14 protein-coding genes are annotated in these 17,961 nt (G+C 37.2%); 3 read left to right on the top strand and 11 right to left on the bottom strand.

Translation table 11 applies throughout. From position 1 onward, the window contains the following. Window positions 1-143: 143 nt before the first annotated feature. From BZG02_RS15260 to BZG02_RS15215, 10 genes are all read right to left on the bottom strand, one after another. The gene (locus BZG02_RS15260; RefSeq protein WP_101262310.1) at window positions 144-1,691 is read right to left on the bottom strand and encodes a 2Fe-2S iron-sulfur cluster-binding protein; all 1,548 of its coding nucleotides are present in this window, start codon (window positions 1,689-1,691) and stop codon (window positions 144-146) included. A gap of 75 nt (window positions 1,692-1,766) precedes the next feature. Next, a complete protein-coding gene (locus tag BZG02_RS15255) occupies window positions 1,767-4,109 on the bottom strand; it encodes an NAD(P)H-dependent oxidoreductase subunit E (protein ID WP_218972257.1) in 2,343 nt (780 codons plus the stop codon). Between the two features lie 2 nt (window positions 4,110-4,111). Continuing rightward, complete coding sequence (locus tag BZG02_RS15250) at window positions 4,112-6,001, bottom strand: outer membrane protein assembly factor BamB (protein ID WP_101262309.1); 1,890 nt, start codon at window positions 5,999-6,001, stop codon at window positions 4,112-4,114. A gap of 194 nt (window positions 6,002-6,195) precedes the next feature. Beyond that, entirely contained in the window at window positions 6,196-7,461 is a 1,266-nt protein-coding gene (locus tag BZG02_RS15245) for a 4Fe-4S binding protein (protein WP_101262308.1), read from the bottom strand. Window positions 7,462-7,470: 9 nt separating this feature from the next. Beyond that, window positions 7,471-8,031: a 4Fe-4S binding protein gene (locus BZG02_RS15240; protein ID WP_101262307.1), complete on the bottom strand. Its 561-nt coding sequence runs from the start codon at window positions 8,029-8,031 to the stop codon at window positions 7,471-7,473. Window positions 8,032-8,112: 81 nt separating this feature from the next. Continuing rightward, on the bottom strand, window positions 8,113-8,307 hold the full coding sequence (locus BZG02_RS15235; RefSeq protein ID WP_101262306.1) for a hypothetical protein: 195 nt from the start codon (window positions 8,305-8,307) through the stop codon (window positions 8,113-8,115). Between the two features lies 1 nt (window position 8,308). Then, window positions 8,309-9,271, bottom strand: a complete 963-nt coding sequence (locus BZG02_RS15230; protein WP_101262305.1) for an NHL repeat-containing protein — start codon at window positions 9,269-9,271, stop codon at window positions 8,309-8,311. A gap of 12 nt (window positions 9,272-9,283) precedes the next feature. Next, on the bottom strand, window positions 9,284-10,708 hold the full coding sequence (locus tag BZG02_RS15225) for an outer membrane protein assembly factor BamB family protein (protein WP_101262304.1): 1,425 nt from the start codon (window positions 10,706-10,708) through the stop codon (window positions 9,284-9,286). A 75-nt stretch (window positions 10,709-10,783) separates the two neighbouring features. Then, complete coding sequence (locus BZG02_RS15220; protein WP_101262303.1) at window positions 10,784-12,034, bottom strand: outer membrane protein assembly factor BamB family protein; 1,251 nt, start codon at window positions 12,032-12,034, stop codon at window positions 10,784-10,786. Window positions 12,035-12,058: 24 nt separating this feature from the next. Next, window positions 12,059-13,273 carry an outer membrane protein assembly factor BamB family protein gene (locus tag BZG02_RS15215; RefSeq protein ID WP_101262302.1) on the bottom strand — a complete coding sequence of 405 codons (1,215 nt, stop codon included), beginning with the start codon at window positions 13,271-13,273 and terminating at the stop codon, window positions 12,059-12,061. Between the two features lie 491 nt (window positions 13,274-13,764). On the opposite strand from BZG02_RS15215, the gene BZG02_RS15210 reads away from it, so the two are divergent. Beyond that, window positions 13,765-14,469, top strand: coding sequence for a hypothetical protein (locus BZG02_RS15210; RefSeq protein WP_101262301.1), 705 nt, complete (start codon window positions 13,765-13,767; stop codon window positions 14,467-14,469). A gap of 186 nt (window positions 14,470-14,655) precedes the next feature. On the opposite strand, the gene BZG02_RS20870 is transcribed toward BZG02_RS15210, so the two are convergent. Next, window positions 14,656-14,820 (bottom strand): hypothetical protein, encoded by a 165-nt coding sequence (locus BZG02_RS20870; protein ID WP_180335747.1) that lies wholly within the window; start codon window positions 14,818-14,820, stop codon window positions 14,656-14,658. Here BZG02_RS20870 and BZG02_RS15205 point away from each other — a divergent pair. Together BZG02_RS15205 and BZG02_RS15200 are read left to right on the top strand one after the other, a co-directional pair. Beyond that, the gene (locus BZG02_RS15205; RefSeq protein WP_101262300.1) at window positions 14,801-17,026 is read left to right on the top strand and encodes an alpha-L-rhamnosidase-related protein; all 2,226 of its coding nucleotides are present in this window, start codon (window positions 14,801-14,803) and stop codon (window positions 17,024-17,026) included. The two genes, BZG02_RS20870 and BZG02_RS15205, sit on opposite strands and share 20 nt — an antisense overlap. A 350-nt stretch (window positions 17,027-17,376) precedes the next feature. Then, window positions 17,377-17,847, top strand: a complete 471-nt coding sequence (locus tag BZG02_RS15200) for a tetratricopeptide repeat protein (RefSeq protein ID WP_101262299.1) — start codon at window positions 17,377-17,379, stop codon at window positions 17,845-17,847. The last annotated feature ends 114 nt before the right edge of the window (window positions 17,848-17,961 follow it).

Raw genomic sequence — 17,961 nt, 5'->3', positions numbered from 1 at the left:
TCTCCTAAAGGCGAAGGGGAGCTATGCATCGATTTAGGTCTTCACAATTTTTTTATATTTCTGCTCCTATTTATTAGACTCTGACAGGTTCAAGAACGCTGTCAGGTCTTTCTTTTTAATTTCTAATTCATAATTATTAATTCCTAATTAGAGCGAAGCGATAAAGCTCCTGTAGGACAAGCCGCGGCACACTCTTTTGCTGCAATAGTCAATGCTTTATTTATGCTTTGATGAAAAGGAACTGCTACTTTAACCGTAAATCCTCGTCCGATATTGGTTAAGCCAGTTTTCTCCTGATGCCTTTCTGCAATTTCGATGCACAATCCGCATTTAATACACTTTTCAGGTTCGTAAACAATACTTTCGTGATCGAAATACTTTACTGCACTATTTCTTTCACCAAAAACAAACCTTCTGCGATCGGCATTGTGTGTATCTGCGCAAATGCGAAGCTTACAATTATCCACTTTACGACAATCACAATGCAAACATCTGGCAGCTTCTTGCATGGCCTCCTCTTTCGTAAATCCCTTAACCGATTTTGCCTCCACTCGAACGTCTGAAACAGACTCTTTCAAATACTCACTGAGCTCCTCTTTTCGTAGGGTTCCAAATCGCGAATTGAAAGCACGCCTTGTTGCTTTTCCTTCTCCATTTCGCAAAAATTCATCTACCGACCAAGCACATTCTTTGCCCATTGCCACCGCTTTCACAGCCATTTTTTGAACTCGAATAGCACTACCAGTTGCAAATATTCCTGTCTGTTCGGTAGCGAATGTGTCGGAATTTATCCATACGCCCGCATTCGCCGTCTTTAATCCCAATTCTTCCCCAATTTCAGTCACCGAGCCCGTAGCGATAATTACAGCATTAAAATCAGATTTAATCTGTTCCCAGTTCTCTTTGTCAATTTTTTTATCGGTGTGAAAAACAAGGCCAAATTGTTTCAATATTTCTATTTCCTTTGTCAGGATATTTTCAGGTAATTCTCCATTCTTTAGAGATTCAATTAAACTTCCACCCAAACGATTTTCTTGCTCGAAAACTTCACATGCATGTCCATCTTTTACCAGATGATAAGCTGCTGCTAATCCGGCCGGACCGGAACCAATCACAGCTACTTTTTTTCCACTATTTTTTTTCTTGATTGGTAAATAGAAAAACTCTTCTTCATCAGCCGAAATTCGTTTTAATAAACAAATCGATACCGCCTGATCGACATCCTTACGACGACAAACCTTTTCGCACGGAGCAGAACAAATGTGTCCTAAAATCCCCGGAAGGGCAATTTCCTCTTTCACTACTTTTAGCGCCTCGTCGAATTCTCCTTTGGCAATAAAACGATTCATTTTCGGAATATCCATATAGGCAGGACAAGCTACGCGACAAGGTGCCTCACAATCGCCAACATGATCGCTCAATAACAATTCAATTGCTTCTTTTCGTGCTTCAAAAACCTCAGGATCATTGCTCGCCAAATCCATTCCTTCGGTTGCCAGCGTAGCACAAGAAGGTAACATTTGCTGGTTACTATTGTTCCGCACCATACAAACCATGCAGGTAGGATGATTACTGCATCCCTCCAAATAGCACATACTTGGAATCTGAATGCCCATCGAAAGAGCCGCTTTTAGAACAGTAGTTCCTTCTGGAACATCAATAGCTATATTGTCAATTTTTAGTCTTGGCATTTTATTTTTAGATTTGAGATATTAGATTTGAGAAATGAGATTCATTCACTCCATCCTTATTCACTCATTTACTAATTATTTAATTTCCACAGCATCTACCGGACAAATCTGTTTGCAGATATCGCATTTAATGCACAATTCATTATCCACTTTATGCAATTCGTATGGTTTTGCTTCAATTGCATTTACCGGACAACGTTGTGCACATTTGGTGCAACCAGTACAATTATCGTTTATTTCGTAACGAATTAACTGCTCGCATTTGCCAGAAGGACATTTACCATTAATATGTGCTTCGTATTCGTGTCGGAAATATTTTAAAGTAGATAACACTGGGTTTGGAGCTGTTTTCCCTAAACCGCAAATACTCCCTTTTTGAGTATTAATTGCCAATTTCTCTAACAAATCCAAATCGCTTAATTTTCCTTTCCCTGTCTTAATTTTCTCCAGAATTTCCAACATCCGTTGCGTACCAATTCTACAGAATGTGCATCGTCCGCAAGATTCTTCCTGAGTAAAGGATAAAAAATAGTGTGCAATATCCACCATACAATCCGATTCATCCAAAACAATTAAGCCTCCTGAACCCATCATGGCTCCCACTTCTTTTAAAGAATCAAAGTCGATTGCTGTATCGGACATGGAAGCTGGTATGCATCCTCCCGAAGGACCACCGATCTGAACTGCTTTAAACTGCTTTCCATTGGCAATACCACCGCCAATTTCTTCTACAATTTGCTTGATGGTAATTCCCATAGGAACTTCGATCAAACCACCTCTATTAATTTTTCCCGCTAAGGCAAATACTTTTGTTCCTTTACTTTTCTCGGTTCCAATTTTACTAAATGCTTCCGCACCATTTCGAATGATATAAGGAATTAATGAAAAGGTTTCTGTATTATTGATCAATGTAGGCTTGTCCCACAATCCTTTTTCTGCCGGATATGGCGGACGCAACTGTGGAATTCCACGTTTTCCCTCGATGGATGCGATTAATGCAGTTTCTTCACCACATACAAAAGCTCCCGCTCCTTCGAACACCTTTAAATCGAAAGCAAAATCGGAACCCAATATGTTTTTGCCCAACAAACCTTTTTCCTTGCAAATTTGTAACGCTTCGCGAATTCGTTTTACTGCCAAAGGATATTCTGCACGAATGTACAAACGACCTTCGGTAGCTCCCACTGCATAAGCACCAATTAGTATTCCTTCAATAATTCGAAACGGATAAGATTCCAATAACATTCGATCCATAAAAGCACCCGGATCTCCCTCGTCGCCATTACAAATAATATATTTTTGATCGGATTTGGCCTTCTGAACCATTTTCCACTTGATCGCCGAAGGAAAACCTGCTCCACCACGACCTTTCAATCCACTTTTTTCAATCTGCGAAATAATCTCATCTGCAGAAAGCTCTTTCAAACACTTCTCCAAAGCCACAAAACCATTTTTTGCTTTGTATTCCTCAAAATCGGAAGGCATCATTTCCCCACGATATTCAGTGGCAATATTAACCTGACCTTTCAAGAACTCTGCAATTGGTGTATGTTCTTCATTAATATTGTATCCATTCGTACTTTTAGGAATATCAGAAAAAGTTATGTTTTCGGCATAGTTATAGAAACGGTTTTTGAAACGACTCATCCAACTCTTAGATCGAAAATGCTTTTCAATAATTTCACCAACCTCATTTGCATTGATTTTGGTATATATAGTTGGTTCTTCCCCCTTTTTCTGGATTTCCATCATCGGAACCTGATTACAGATTCCAACACAACCTACCTGTTTCACATCCACCTTTATCTTATTCTCAAACAAAGTCTTTTCGAGCTCCTCTTTTACTCCGGAACTACCGCTGGCAATGCAACAAGAACCTAATCCTATTCTAATTTCTCCTTGCGAAATTCCTTCCTCAGTCACCTCTCTCACAATCTTCTCTGTGCTTGGCGCCAGATTTTTAAAATCTTCAATGATTTCAGCTACTTTACCTGTTTCAACATGTCCGTAAGTAACACCATCAATCTGAACCACCGGAGCAAGCGTACAACAACCTAAACAAGCAACCTCTTCAAGCGTAAAAAGCTTTTGAGCATCCGTATCGACACCTTTTTCCAAGCCTAATTCGCGTCGGAAACCATCGTATACCTGTTTAGCTCCTTTTACATGGCAAGCAGTACCTACACAAACCCGAATGATGTGTTTCCCCACCGGCTGATGACGAAACTGAGAATAAAAAGTTGAAATTCCTGTTATTTGAGCTTCCGTAATAGGAGTTATTTCACAAACTCTTTTCAAAGCAGGCTCGGGCAAATAGTTATATTTCCCTTGAATTGCTTGCAAAATAGGGATTACCTTATCTGGTTCTTTCCCAATCTCACCAAGCACTTCATCTACAAAATCAATCATCTTCTCCATAACTATTTCCCTATGCAATAAAGATTTTTCGCCCCACGAATATATACTCTACCATCGGCAAATGCCGGCGATGCATCCGATTTTTCGCCCAAGGCCGATGTTGCAACTGCTACATATTCCTTCTCAGCCTTAAAAATGTGCATCACACCATCTCTGTCCATCAAATATATTTTGCCATCTACCAATATAGGAGAAGCATAAAATCCTGCGTCAAATTCCTTTTCCCAAAGTATTTCTCCCGCTTTTGCATTGTAACAAGCAACAGCACCATAACTGGTCACCACAAATAGTAAATCTTTGTAAGCAATGGGACTAGGTACATCGGAAAGGTAATCGTAAGCCTCCCATAAAATTTCCGGATTAACTCCCGGTTTTATCGCCACCAAACTAGCATATTCATTTAAAGCAAAAACAATTCCATTTGCATAGGCAACCGAAGGACCAACCTCCCCAGTTATGCAATCCAACTTCCACAATTCCTTACCCGTTTGCACATCGTAAGAAGCCACGCAGGGATCAGCAGCTAATAATACCTCCACCTGATCGCCATTTTGAACGATCACAGGCGATGCCCACGATACTCTAACTTTACGTGGGGTACTCCAAAGCTCATCACCACTTGATGTTGCTAAAGCCATTACTTTCGAATTCTTTTTTTGATCGTACTGAACAATCAACTTATCTTCGAAAACCAGTAAGGATGATGAATGACCGTAATGATTATCAGGGACACCTAAATTCTTCTCCCATTTTGTTTTGCCGCTCATATCTACAGCTAACACATCGCCATTGGAGAAAATTGCGAACACCGAATTTCCATCTGTTGCTACAGTAGATGCGGCATGCCCAGTATCGGCAGTTACCTCTGGTGATTTTACAGGCGTTCCTCCTATTTGATTTGCTTTGGCAGTCCAAAGTAATTTTCCATTGTTTCTATCGTAGCAATAAACTTCCCGATTGGTTGCACTAGCTCCCGAAAGAAATAATTTATCTCCCCAAATTACCGGAGAATTATAAGCATGAATAGGAACCGGCTGTTTCCACAGGATATTTTTCCCGCTAGCTCCATCCCATTCATTGGGAATGTTCTTTTGGTAAGCGATTCCATTTCCTGCTGGTCCACGAAAAGATGGAAAGTTTGCCATCATCTCTTTCGTAGGATACATTCCCTTGTAGGAATTTTTTTTAGTCTCCGATTTTTCAGCGACTACTGTGGCTTCCTCCTTAGCTTGCGGACTTGCACTTTCCTCTTCTAAGGCTTGTTCTTTTTCAACGGCAACATTCTCTTCCTCAATAACAATCTCTGCTATGTCTTCTTTTACACCTACTTCAACAAGCGGAATAGCCTCTGAGTTATTATCTACTTGCCCTATTATTGCAATTGAAGCTGCTTCAGAAAATTGATTCCCTAACTCTTTATGGGTAAGAAATGCAAATAGTAAAGTAAGTCCAACCATTCCAAATCCACCAACTATAATCCATTTTCTGGCATTTTCGCGAAACAGAATAATATTCTCTTCCTCCTTATCGGATATTTGTGGTAGCTGTTGCTTGCCAGCGTAATATAATTGTAACGCAATAGCTGTAACTATAATTCCAAACAGGAATAAATATCCTCCGGCTTTTATCTGCCACTGATTGGTAAAATATGCTTTGCGCACCAATAAATCCATCTCGCGAATTTGTTCTCTTAACGCTTCATCGTTAGAATTATCATTTAAACGATCCACCAAACTGTTAATCACTTCTGTATTCACAGGATCAACTCTGTTAATCTGAATGTAATTCACCAAAACCAACATGCAGATTACGAAGGAAAAAGTTCCTGCAACCATTGCAATGCCTTTCCATAGGGATAGGTTGGTACGTTTTATTTTAAATTTGTTAGTCATAGATCAATTTTTTACTACCAAAAAGTTTTACCACTAAGAAAGCTCCAAGTACTTCACTAAGAGACACAAGGTATTTTATAACTTTCTATTCATACTTTGTGTTATTCAATCTTTAAATTCTTTTTTTATTCCTTTGTGCTACTTTGTGCTATCCTTATTTTCCCTTCGTGGTTAAGCTTCTTTTTTATTTGAGGTTAATCCTTTTCTACCGGACAATATTTTAAACAACGGGCACAACTCACACAATTGCCTTTATCGGGTGTATAATCTTCCCGATAACGGTAAGTGGATAATCCAGATAAAGCCAAGCCAATTACTAAGCCTATAAAAGCTCCCAATATCCAACCGCCATAATAAAATTGCTTCACAATTTCAGAGGCTTCCAAATACAATTCCTTCGCAGGTTTGCCTGAAGTTCTGAATCCCTCAATTTCTAAACTCTCTTTCATGGTTTTTGAATCGAAATGAAGCAATTCATCCGCCAAACGTACTTTAGAGTTCACTTTTGCAAGATTTTCGTGAAAATTAGCTCCTGTCCAACCTCCAACAATCATTAAAGCAGGAATAATTAAACTCAGCAAAATAAAACGCCGCGTTGCAGCTCTCTTATCCTCCATTTGTTTCACTGCAACAGGTTTATTAATAGCATCTAATGGACAAGAACTCTCACAAAGTTTGCACTGAATACAGTTAGAAGGTGTTATGGTCAGGTGATTTTTCGATACTCGGCTCACTAGGTTCAAAATAACTCCATACGGACAAAAGAATCGACAATAAGGTCTTGCTATAAAAATGCTGATTAGTAAAAATGCCGCTCCAATGGCAAACATGAAAAATGTTGCATTAAACCTAAATATCCCTACAAAAGGATCGTAACGACAAATGATAAAATCGCTTGCCGTTGCAGCATATAACACAGATAAGCCCAAATAGATATACGGAATCAGACCCAATACCTTTTGCAACCATTTTTTGAGAGTTACAGGGCGCATTAAAAACACATCTTGCACGGCTCCCAAAGGACAAACACCTGCACAAAAGGTTCTTCCGAAAAATAAGGTATACACTAAGGGAATTACAAAAAATGCTAAGGCAGATAAAGGAATATGATATCCTGGATTGAACAATGCTAAAACCACATTCTGTAAGGATCCCACGGAGCAAACACAACCTTCCCGAAAAAAACCAAAATATAAAATGGAGAAAATAGATACTGCCACCACTCCGCTTCTTGATCTTCTTTTTAAGATGAACCAAGTAATCAGACTAAGAGCTGCAATTAATACCATAACATCCAAAATTGCGAACATTCCATCGCGAGGAGCTGGCATTGATGTAACTGGCTGTGTGTAACCAGATTCAAATTCTGGTTTAGGAAAACGTTGTTGCTGTGAAAAGGCTACAAATTCCATTCCTACAAAAACGATCAGTAAAGAGATAAATGCGAAGCTTTTCTTCATTGTGATGAATTATATTTTTTTATTTGATTTAAAGCCGGCAAATTTATATGCCTGATCGATTGGTACTCTTGAAAATGCATCAGAAGGACAATCGCTAGCAATAGCACACTGATTGCAATTCACGCAAAGATCATGACTCACCTGAAGTTGCAACGAACCATTTCCGAATGCTCCGCACCCCTTCACACATTTACCGCAACCAATGCACAGCTCATCAATAATTTCATATTTAAAAAACGGATCTTCCACATAAGATCGTTTGATTGCTCCGGTTGGACAAAGCTGATTTTCGGCACCTGTGGATAGATTTTTTACATTTGGTCGGAAATAGCCACCACACAAATCGCAATATCCACACATATCGTAAACATGAATGCATTTTACTGCCGATGGAGTTACTACACAACTAGTGGCACAACGACCGCATTGCGTACATTTACTTGGATCCAATTGCCAAAGAAAGTCGCCTTTTTGGCTTTTTACTGCCAAAACTCCTGCTATACCAACAATACCAGCTCCCGCCGCAAAACGAAAACAAGTATTGATAAAGTCTCTTCTGTCTTTTTTCATCTTTTAATCTAAATCAAGTAGCAAAAACGTAACAATTTTCTTACAAAAAGACTCTTACAGGTTTTTCAAACCCTATCAAGTCTACTTTAGCTTTTTATATTTCACCCCTTCAGGTAGTGAGCATTTCTCCAAACTATTACAATCCTTGCACATATTCTTAAAAGTGCATGTCTCTTCGGTAGTATAGTTTCGGTAAACAAAAACGCCACTCATAATTCCTAATCCTGCAACAATAAGTGTTCTAGCTCCGTTTCGCAAAAATTCTCTTCTATCCATTCTATTTTGCTTCAAATATTCGTATCATTTTTTGTACCGGATCTAAAACCAAAATTCGATCCTGAGAATCAACTGCCAAGTCGATACCAACTGTTCCTTCTTCGAACAATTCCGGCGCAGCCACCACTGATTTCAAATCGCCCGAAGGCAAATGAATCTTAACACGTTCCAAACCTTTTTCTACTGTAACAAAAGAGCCATCCGAAAGCATTGCTATATTTGCGGGATTACAACATCCGCTAAATCCCTCAATACTCATGGCGGTTCTTGCCCAGCTTGAAATTTGCTCGCCATTATAATTATAGGCTTCAAAAGCGTGTCTTCCTGGATTTACTACCCAAAGCTCGCCCTGTCGCCCCATCAATAAATCAAAAAATGGACTTGGAATTACAAATCCCTTAATTCCTGCATCGAGGTTTTTCCCACCAATTTCTTTTATTTTCTCTCCATTGATATTATAATGGTGTACAATTTTTTGCCCTGCATCGGCTACGTAAACATTGTCTCCATCAATGGCAATTGAAGTGATAAATGCTTTTTCTCCAGGAATTACAAAACTGTTTCGTAAACTTCCGTCCGGCTTGCGAACATCTATACGATTACTTAATCCAACAAAAATGTTTCCATCCTCGGCAACACTTACGCAACGCGCTCTACCTCTAACCCTTAAGGAGTTAATTTGTTTACCAGCAGTATCTAAAACCAATATATTTTCATCGGTACTTACATAAATTTGATCTTTATTATCCGTTGCGATTCCAAGCAACTCATTCGCTTGAATTCGTATTTGTTTTACCTCTTTATGACTAATTTTTGAAGCATCTACTTTACGCAATTCCTTCAAATCGTATTCGTAAACATTTTCTTGAATCTTATTTTGATTCACAAACAAATCCTTCGCCATAAAAGCAACAACTACCACTAATAAAATCACCGAAAGCCATAAAATCAATTTATTTTTCATTTGTGAATTATTTTAATTAGCTCTAACATCAATACAAAGCAGGTGTTTTGCATCGCGCATTAATAATCTTCCATCAACAATAACCAAAGGTCCCCAAGCATCATGTCCATCCAAAACCTTTGTTTTATCCAACAGCTCAAACTTTTCGGTACTTGCCTTTGCAATGGTCAAAGTTCCATCATCCTTCAGAATAAAGAATTTACCATCCGCAATTATATATGGTCCCAAACCAAAACGATCGTTTGTTCCGCTTGTCCATACTATTTTAGTACAATCATTAGGATCACAGCAAACAAAACGATTTCTCATTCCGCCGGCATCCTTAGGTAAAATAGCGAACATTCGATCTTTATAAACAATAGGAGTCTGTTGTTCTGATGCAACTCCATCTTTCGGTTTAAACTGCTGAATTGTTTCAACTTCATAAGCATTTCCTTTCTTTTTCACCTGAAACAGAATAGAACCAGCACCATAACCAGCGGTCATAAATATTTTTCCATTTTTCAATACAACAGGCGATGGAGCAACCACAGAAGGAGAAAACTCTTTGGTCTTCCAAAGAATTTGTCCTGCATCATCGCCTTCGGCAGCAACACCAACAATACCACCAACGGCAGCATATACCCACATCTTTTTTCCATCTAAAGTCATTGGCATTACCGATGAATGAGACATTTGCCAATTATCGGGATTCGGTGTTTCCCAAAGTACCTTTCCGGTAGTGCAATCAACAGCAATCAATAAAGATTTTCCACCCGGAGCAAGAATAACAACATTATTATCGAGGATAGGACACTGACCAGTATACCAAAACGGAATCTCAGACATGTAATCTTTTACCAGATCGAGTCCCCAAAGAAATTCTCCGGTAGTAGGATCGGTGCACATAACATGGCATCGTGGTCCCATTGTTACTAAATATTTATCGTTAATTGCGGGAACCGTTCTCGACATTCCATGATTTCGCTTGATATGAACTCGATACCATCTGCGCCAAAGTTCTTCCCCTGTTTCCAGAGAAAAACAACGCAATGCATCAGCTTTTTTCACTTCATCGTAATCGAGAACATACACCTTTCCGTTGTAAACAACAGGAGCAGCATGCCCTTCCCCCAATTCTACCTGCCAGTCGATTTTCGGAGCCGCTCCCCAACTACTAATTAGCTTTGTATTGTCTTTGGAAATATTATCGGAATTTGCTCCTCGAAACTGTGTCCATTTTCCTGTTAAGCTTGAAGTGAATTCGGAAAAAAAGTCAAAACCTTCCCCAATAAGAATTTTCTCGGTAGATTCGCTCTGTTCGGGTCTATTATCCATGCCGGGAACGCTAGCGTGAATATCTTTCACAGGGTTATATACCAACCAATACACAAACAGCATGCTTGCAATAACAACAGATGATAGAATTAATCCTTTTTCGCTTCTTTTCGATAGCATATTTAGCAACTTAAGCTCGGTTCAATATTATTTTTTACAAGAAGATTCTACAAGCCTTGGACTTGAATAAGTATATTAAGATTCCTTTATTGAATACGCCATTAAAGCATTTCCATGACGAACATACAGAACAGCATCCTGAATAACCATATGTGACCAATAAGGTCCCTTTCCATAGGGAATTTTAAACTGACCAATTAGCTTAAACTCTTTAGGGTCAGCCTTTACCAAAGCAACATTCCCATTTTTCTCATCATAACAATAAAGCATGCCTTCGGCCGAAATAATAGATCCTTTATTTTCCCATTCGGTCTCGTACATTTTCTTTCCCGTTTCCCATTCCAAACAAACCCAACGTCCCATTCTATTATGTTCCCAATTCGAACCATAAATATAACCATCTACAAGAACAGCACCACCATGATGAACATCCAGCAATGAATCTACATATGAAAGTTCAACAACAGAAGCATCGTCATTCAAATTCAGCATTACAGAATGATGATCGTAGCCATTGGTTAAAAATATTTTCCCATTTTGATACAAAGGAGTATTCGTATTGATATTTGCTTTCGATTTTCCACCAGCATGACTGCCATAATCAAAGCGCCAATCGATATTGCCATTTTCGGGATTCACCCCAATTGCATTATTTTCAGTTACCGTAACAATCTGTTTTTTCCCTCTCCAATCAATCAACAAAGGAGAAACATAGGCAGGTTTGTCATCAATACTTTTCGATTCCCAAACTGTTTCTCCGGTTAATTTATTCAGCGCCACCATGCATGTTCTCTTACCGCAAGGAGTATAAAAAACCATATTATTCCATAAAAGAAGTGATTCTGAAATTCCCCAGCTTCCATATTCTCCTTCAAACTTCTCACTTGCTTTTACATCCCATATTATTACACCGGAATGAGCATTTACGCAAGCTACGTCTCCTCTTCCACTCGACAGATAAATTCGCTCTGCTTCGATAGTTGGCGTACAACGTGTATCGGTAAAAGATTTATCCCATCCACGCCCATAAGGAATTTGCCATTTCAGTTTTCCTTCCATATCAATGGCCATCAAATAATCCATTGAATCTTTTAATCCGGTAAGGTAAACCGTATTGTGGGCAATGGCAACCGATGAATATCCGGTTGGAACGCTATCCAAATGCCAAAGTAATTTAGGTCCTTCGGCAGGCCACTGTTTTAGCAAGCCTGTTTCGGCATAAACTCCGGTCCGATTAGGACCACGCCATTCACTTTTCTCTATTTTTGTTTTACACTGGGTAAGTGTACCTATTAATACAATACTGATAAGAAATAGTCGATTCATAAGTTTGGTAGGGCTATGTTGTTTTTAATTTGCTTTAATTGAATATACCATAAGAGAACTACCATGACGAACGTACAAGCGTTTATTCTGAATTACCAAGTGCGCCCAATTTTGTTTTTCACCATACGGAACTCTAAACGAACTCACTTTTTCGAAACTACCATTGCTTACATTCACTAGGGCAATTTCTCCATTATCGCCGTAACAATATAATTTACCATCTGCATAAATTACATTTCCATTACTTAAAACTTTTGCAGAATGTACCACTTCCCCAGTTTTCCAATCCAGACAAAACCACTCCCGGTTAGTATGACCAGAACCATAAATTTTGCCATCCACCAAAACAACTCCACCCATCTGATTATCCAACAAATTATTTCGCCAAACCTCTTTCACACTAGATCCGTCAGCAGCAAGATCGAGCATAACTCCACCTTGACCATAACCACTAACACAATACAAATAACCATCTTTATATAAAGGAGTATTTGGATGAATAGAATACTTATTAGGATGATCAAAAGACCAAAGAAAAGCACCTGTTTCAGCATCAACTCCAATAATAGAGCTATCGGTATGTGTAACTAATAAATTACGCATTGGTAACTTAATTAAGACCGGAGAACAATATGCCGAATTCTCTCCATTTCCTTTTGCCTGCCATATTAGTTTGCCTGATTTTCGGTCCAAAGCAATCATACTGGCTGTTGCACCACCAGGAGTACAATATAATTTATCACCATCGGCAAGAAGATTTTCGGTTACGCCCCAACGAGTATTTTCAGATCCAAAATCGGTAAGGATATTTTTCGACCATAAAATTGCTCCGTCCGTTGCATTCATCGCAACGACTTTTCCCACACCACTCATCACATAAACGATCCCATCATAAATCATTGGTGTGGTACGCACCCCATTATAAGAATCCATCCATTCTTTGCCATACACTTGTTTCCAAAGCTCTTTGCCAGAATGATCCATAGCAATTACAAAACCATTTTCAAGTTCAGTGCCACTAGTATAAATAACATCTTTAGTAACTGCAGCAGAAGTATGTCCTTCCCCTAAGCCTTCAATATGCCATATTAATTTTGGACCATCGACTGGCCATTCCTGCAACAATCCGGTTTCCTGATAGATACCATTGCGATGAATACCTCTCCATTGTGCATCTTCTTGAGTAAAAGAAGTTAAACCAACAAGTAGCAATACGTACAATACAAAATATTTTTTCATTATAAAAAGGCTTTATTCACTATTAAATTACATTCTAACTTTCTAAAGATACTGGCTATTCTATTGTTTTAGAAACGAACACAGCACTTCTACTTAAATCTATTTCGGGTCTAAATAAAAACAACACATAATATACCACAACTACTAATCGTATAAAATAGAATCGCTTACGAATAAAAAACTAATGCAAGCACATCTATTTAGAGAATTTAAAAGTAACAAAACTCATTTTTTATCACCTTTAAATAAACTAATTAAGGATCTTGTTGTCTTTTTCTAATTTACAATATCTGAATCTAAAAATATATCGAATGAAAAAGCCAAATCATCAGAAATTACGGAATAAATTTCGGCAAACACCACTATTAAGAAAGCATTTAACAACTTTTTAACGATCTCCCACCCCTTACTATATATTCATTCGCTGTAATGACTTATTTATTTATATGATTTCTATTATCTTTAGACATACACTAATAAAAAAAACCAACATGAAGAGATCCATTTTATTTATGATTTTAGGACTTGCAATTTTTTCATTTGCTTGTCAATCCAAAAAAGCTGAAAATAAAGAAGCCACTCTCCCACTTGGAGTTAGTAAAGTAGTAGTAAAAGAAACATTTAATGCTGGTGGTTACACTTATATAAATGGAAGTAATGATTTATGGCTTGCCGTTGGTCAACGACCAATTGAGGTAGGAAAATCCTATTATTATAAGGGGGCATTAGAAATGCGAAATTTTCACAGCAAAGAGCTAAATAGAGATTTCCCTCTTATTTATTTCCTAAATACAATTTCGGATACACCTATTGAAAACAAAATGCCAATGCAAGCCTCTGGTATGAAAAAACAAACGGCTAAAAAAATTGAAGTTTCAATTGAAAAAACGGAGGGAAATCCAAACATTGCGACTATTTTTTCGGAAAAAGAGAAGTTTTCAGGCAAACAAGTATCTATAAAAGGTAAAGTTGCCAAATTCAACCAAAACATTATGGGAAAAAACTGGATACACATTCAGGATGGATCGGACTTTGAAGGAGACTTTGATCTCACCATTACCTCTGTGGCGACTGTTGCTGTTGGGCAAATTATTGAAGTAACTGGTATTATTGCATTAAATAAGGATTTTGGAGCCGGATATTCGTACAACGTAATCATGGAAGATGCTACTATACAGAATATTAACAACAAATAAAATTCGTTAATAAATTAATATGTAAATATTTTGTTTCGCACTTAATTTTTACATAAATTTGATTGTTGACTTAATTTTAACTACATACAACTAATTTACCATGACTAAAAAAGCGACTTCGGTCGCTTTTTTATTTGCCTTAAATGAAAACCCTACACAATCCACTAGTCTCACATAATCAAATAATTACAAGCAAACAAAAGCATAATCCCCAATTATAATTTCATTTAAATTAATCTCCTCCTCCATTAAAGAAGAATAATCTTTCGAAATATTTCTTTTTAGTTTTCCATTATTTATTACTTTTAAAAACATATCTAAAACTACTCCAATGAAAAAATGGTTTTTCATTTCGCCTCTTATAATCCTAACAATTCCGCTACTTACAATACTATTAAACCGATGTAATCCCGACGATTACACCATGTATCAATCTGCAGAATTCTCGGTATTCCCAAATCGGATAGAACAAGGAGAATTTACAGCAATAGCCCACAATAACTCTCATATCAGCTCTAATTACCCCGGATTAAATAATAAAGAGTGGAAACTCGAAGCAAAGCTGAGTCACTATCCTAAATACCAATCGAATCAGGTTTTACTCGATGCAATTTATCAGCTTTCGCTTGAAGAAATACAAAAAAACATTGCTCCTGATTCTACTTTTAATACTGGAGAAAAATGGGCAGGCGTTTGGACTCGTGACATCAGCTACAGCGTAATTTTAGCTCTAGCAATTGCCGATCCTGAAATTTCTAAAAAAAGCTTGTTGAAAAAAGTAAAGCACGGAAAAATTGTTCAGGACACGGGTACAGGAGGAGCTTGGCCGGTGAGTTCGGACCGAATGATTTGGTCGACTGCAGCATGGGAAATTTACAAATCGACAGGCGACATGGAGTGGCTGAGAAAGGCATATTTTATCATTAAAAACTCTACCGAAGATGATTTAAATGTAGTTTGGGATTATCAGAAATACCTCTTTAAAGGAGAATCTTCTTTTCTAGACTGGCGAGAACAATCCTATCCTAAATGGATGGAACCAGCTGATATTTTCAGCTCCTATAGTCTGGGAACACAGGCAGTACACTACGAAAGCTTACAGGTATTAATGAAAATGGGGGGCATTTTAGGAAAAGATGTACAAAAATATCAAGATATCTCGGAAGCTTTAAAAAACAGTACCAATGAAAAACTATGGTTGCCCGAAAAGAAATATTTTGGACAATATTTATACGGACGAAAAAATCAAATGCTTTCGGACAAATCGGAAACCTTAGGCGAGGCACTAATGGTTCTTTGGGATGTTGCCGAAGACGAAAAACAAAAAGAAATAATTTCACATACTCCGGTTACTAAGTTTGGGGCTCCTTGTTTCTATCCTCAAATACCAAATGTACCAGCCTATCACAACCAGGCAATCTGGCCTTTTGTTCAAGCTTATTGGAATTGGGCTTCGAGCAAAACCAATAATGTGAAAAGTGTAGAGTTAGGAATTGCGAGTATGTTGAGAGCAAGTGCTCTTTTTCTTACCAATAAGGAAAATTTATTAATTGAAAATGGTGATTTTAAGGGAACCGAAACCAATTCCGATCGACAATTGTGGAGCGCCGCAGGTTCCTTATCTACCTTTTACCGAATTCTGATGGGAATGAATTATACCGCCGATTATTTAGAGTTTAAACCATTTATTCCGCGCGAATACAAAGGCAAACAAAGCATTAAAGGACTTCGATATCAAAATGCCATTTTAGATATTGATATTTACGGTTTCGGCGATAAAATCAGTCACTATTCATTAGATGGGAAATATTACCAACGCCCTATTGTACCAAAAGAGATGGAAGGAAAACACAAGATTGAAATTCGGATGAATAACCATATCCTCACCAAATCAAAAATAAATTTGGTAGACAATAAAGTAACGCCAGAAACCACTTCCCTCCGCTTTGTTGATAATCAACTAATTTGGGATCAGAAAGAAAATGCAGATCATTACCACATTTATCGAAACGGAGAGCTTCTTTTAGAAACTGAAGACAATTACATGTCGGAAGTACATATTACCGATCCAACCGAATTTCAAATTCAGATAGATGATAAGTTTGGAAATGTATCTTTTTTTAGCGAACCACTCTACGTGTACGATTCCAATAACGAAAGATTTTTGGAAGCTGAACATTTTGATCCTTATGCCAAAACCTCCTACGTTGAATTGAGCAAAAAACAGAATCGGGAATTCTATTTTAACATCCGAATTCCGAATGAAGGCAACTATTATATCGACTTTTTATATGCAAACGGAAATGGTCCTATAAACACAGATAACAAGTGCGCAATTCGCAGTTTTTGGGTGAATAACAGTTATACTGGCAGTTTAGTTTTTCCGCAACGAGGAGAAAATAATTGGGAGAACTATGGCTACTCCAACTCCTTTTTTGTAAAGCTTACAAACAGAAATAATTTCTTTAAAATTAGCTTTGAAGAATTCAATAAGAATATGAATCAGGAAATTAACTCTCTTCGAATCGATAAAATTAGAATCATCAGAGCAAAATAATTTTTTAATAATGTTTACCTATGCTTTTTAAAGAAACAATAACAATGCAAGAAAAATCTTACTATTTGGCTTTACCACTCTCCCCGTAGCAAATATTCATTAAATAAGAGTACTTTTTTCGTAAGTATGGATATTATTTTAATGGAAATCATTCAAAATGAAAATAATGCTCATTACTCTAATAAACTAATTAAATAAAAGCATATCATTTGCATAAAATTGAACAACAACACCTCTATTAAAATACAGGTATTTCCTACAACAAGTATAAGAATTTCCTTATATTGACCACCCTTTATTAGATAATTTACATTGATTTACAAAATCCCCAAGTACTTCAAATCACTACCATGAAATATATCTATTTACTTTTCCTAATTGTCTTATCGAAAACACTAATTGCTCAAAGTAAAATTGACAGTTTAGAGGCATTACTCCCCAGTAAAAAGGGTCTCGAAAAAGTTGAATTATTAAATGAGTTAGGGAATGCCTATTGCCATGTCTCGCCAGACAAAGGAATTGATTATGCTCAAAAGGCTTATACAATTGCTTTGAAAGAAAATAGTAAAAAAGACATTGCTAAATCGCTCAAAATTATTGGATTAAACTACTGGTTAAAAAGCGAATTGTATCTTGCCTTAGAAAATCACCAAAAATCATTAAAAATTTATCAAGAGATAAATGATATTAAAGGAATATGCTCTCTTTATGGAAATATTGGCATTGTATACAAGGAACTTTCAGAATATGAAAATGCGTTAAAATATTATCTAAAATCACTTGAAATATCCGACAAAGAAGGATTTAATATAATACCCTAAGAAAATTAGACCAGGAGCTTAATTGAAAAATAATGTAAATTAAACTCATGGAAAAAATGAAAAGAACACGTCGTAAATTTAGCTCAACATTTAAAGCAAAAGTTGCAATAGAAG

The organism is Labilibaculum filiforme, assembly GCF_002843315.1.
GTDB classification, from domain to species: domain Bacteria; phylum Bacteroidota; class Bacteroidia; order Bacteroidales; family Marinifilaceae; genus Labilibaculum; species Labilibaculum filiforme.
This window is presented reverse-complemented; position numbering and strand designations above follow the sequence as displayed.

Bases quoted from the DNA above. Each gene is read 5' to 3' on its own strand.
- BZG02_RS15260 (WP_101262310.1), bottom strand. From the start codon at position 1,691: ATGCCAAGACTAAAAATTGACAATATAGCTATTGATGTTCCAGAAGGA.
- BZG02_RS15255 (WP_218972257.1), bottom strand. From the start codon at position 4,109: ATGGAGAAGATGATTGATTTTGTAGATGAAGTGCTTGGTGAGATTGGG.
- BZG02_RS15250 (WP_101262309.1), bottom strand. From the start codon at position 6,001: ATGACTAACAAATTTAAAATAAAACGTACCAACCTATCCCTATGGAAA.
- BZG02_RS15245 (WP_101262308.1), bottom strand. From the start codon at position 7,461: ATGAAGAAAAGCTTCGCATTTATCTCTTTACTGATCGTTTTTGTAGGA.
- BZG02_RS15240 (WP_101262307.1), bottom strand. From the start codon at position 8,031: ATGAAAAAAGACAGAAGAGACTTTATCAATACTTGTTTTCGTTTTGCG.
- BZG02_RS15235 (WP_101262306.1), bottom strand. From the start codon at position 8,307: ATGGATAGAAGAGAATTTTTGCGAAACGGAGCTAGAACACTTATTGTT.
- BZG02_RS15230 (WP_101262305.1), bottom strand. From the start codon at position 9,271: ATGAAAAATAAATTGATTTTATGGCTTTCGGTGATTTTATTAGTGGTA.
- BZG02_RS15225 (WP_101262304.1), bottom strand. From the start codon at position 10,708: ATGCTATCGAAAAGAAGCGAAAAAGGATTAATTCTATCATCTGTTGTT.
- BZG02_RS15220 (WP_101262303.1), bottom strand. From the start codon at position 12,034: ATGAATCGACTATTTCTTATCAGTATTGTATTAATAGGTACACTTACC.
- BZG02_RS15215 (WP_101262302.1), bottom strand. From the start codon at position 13,273: ATGAAAAAATATTTTGTATTGTACGTATTGCTACTTGTTGGTTTAACT.
- BZG02_RS15210 (WP_101262301.1), top strand. From the start codon at position 13,765: ATGAAGAGATCCATTTTATTTATGATTTTAGGACTTGCAATTTTTTCA.
- BZG02_RS15205 (WP_101262300.1), top strand. From the start codon at position 14,801: ATGAAAAAATGGTTTTTCATTTCGCCTCTTATAATCCTAACAATTCCG.
- BZG02_RS20870 (WP_180335747.1), bottom strand. From the start codon at position 14,820: ATGAAAAACCATTTTTTCATTGGAGTAGTTTTAGATATGTTTTTAAAA.
- BZG02_RS15200 (WP_101262299.1), top strand. From the start codon at position 17,377: ATGAAATATATCTATTTACTTTTCCTAATTGTCTTATCGAAAACACTA.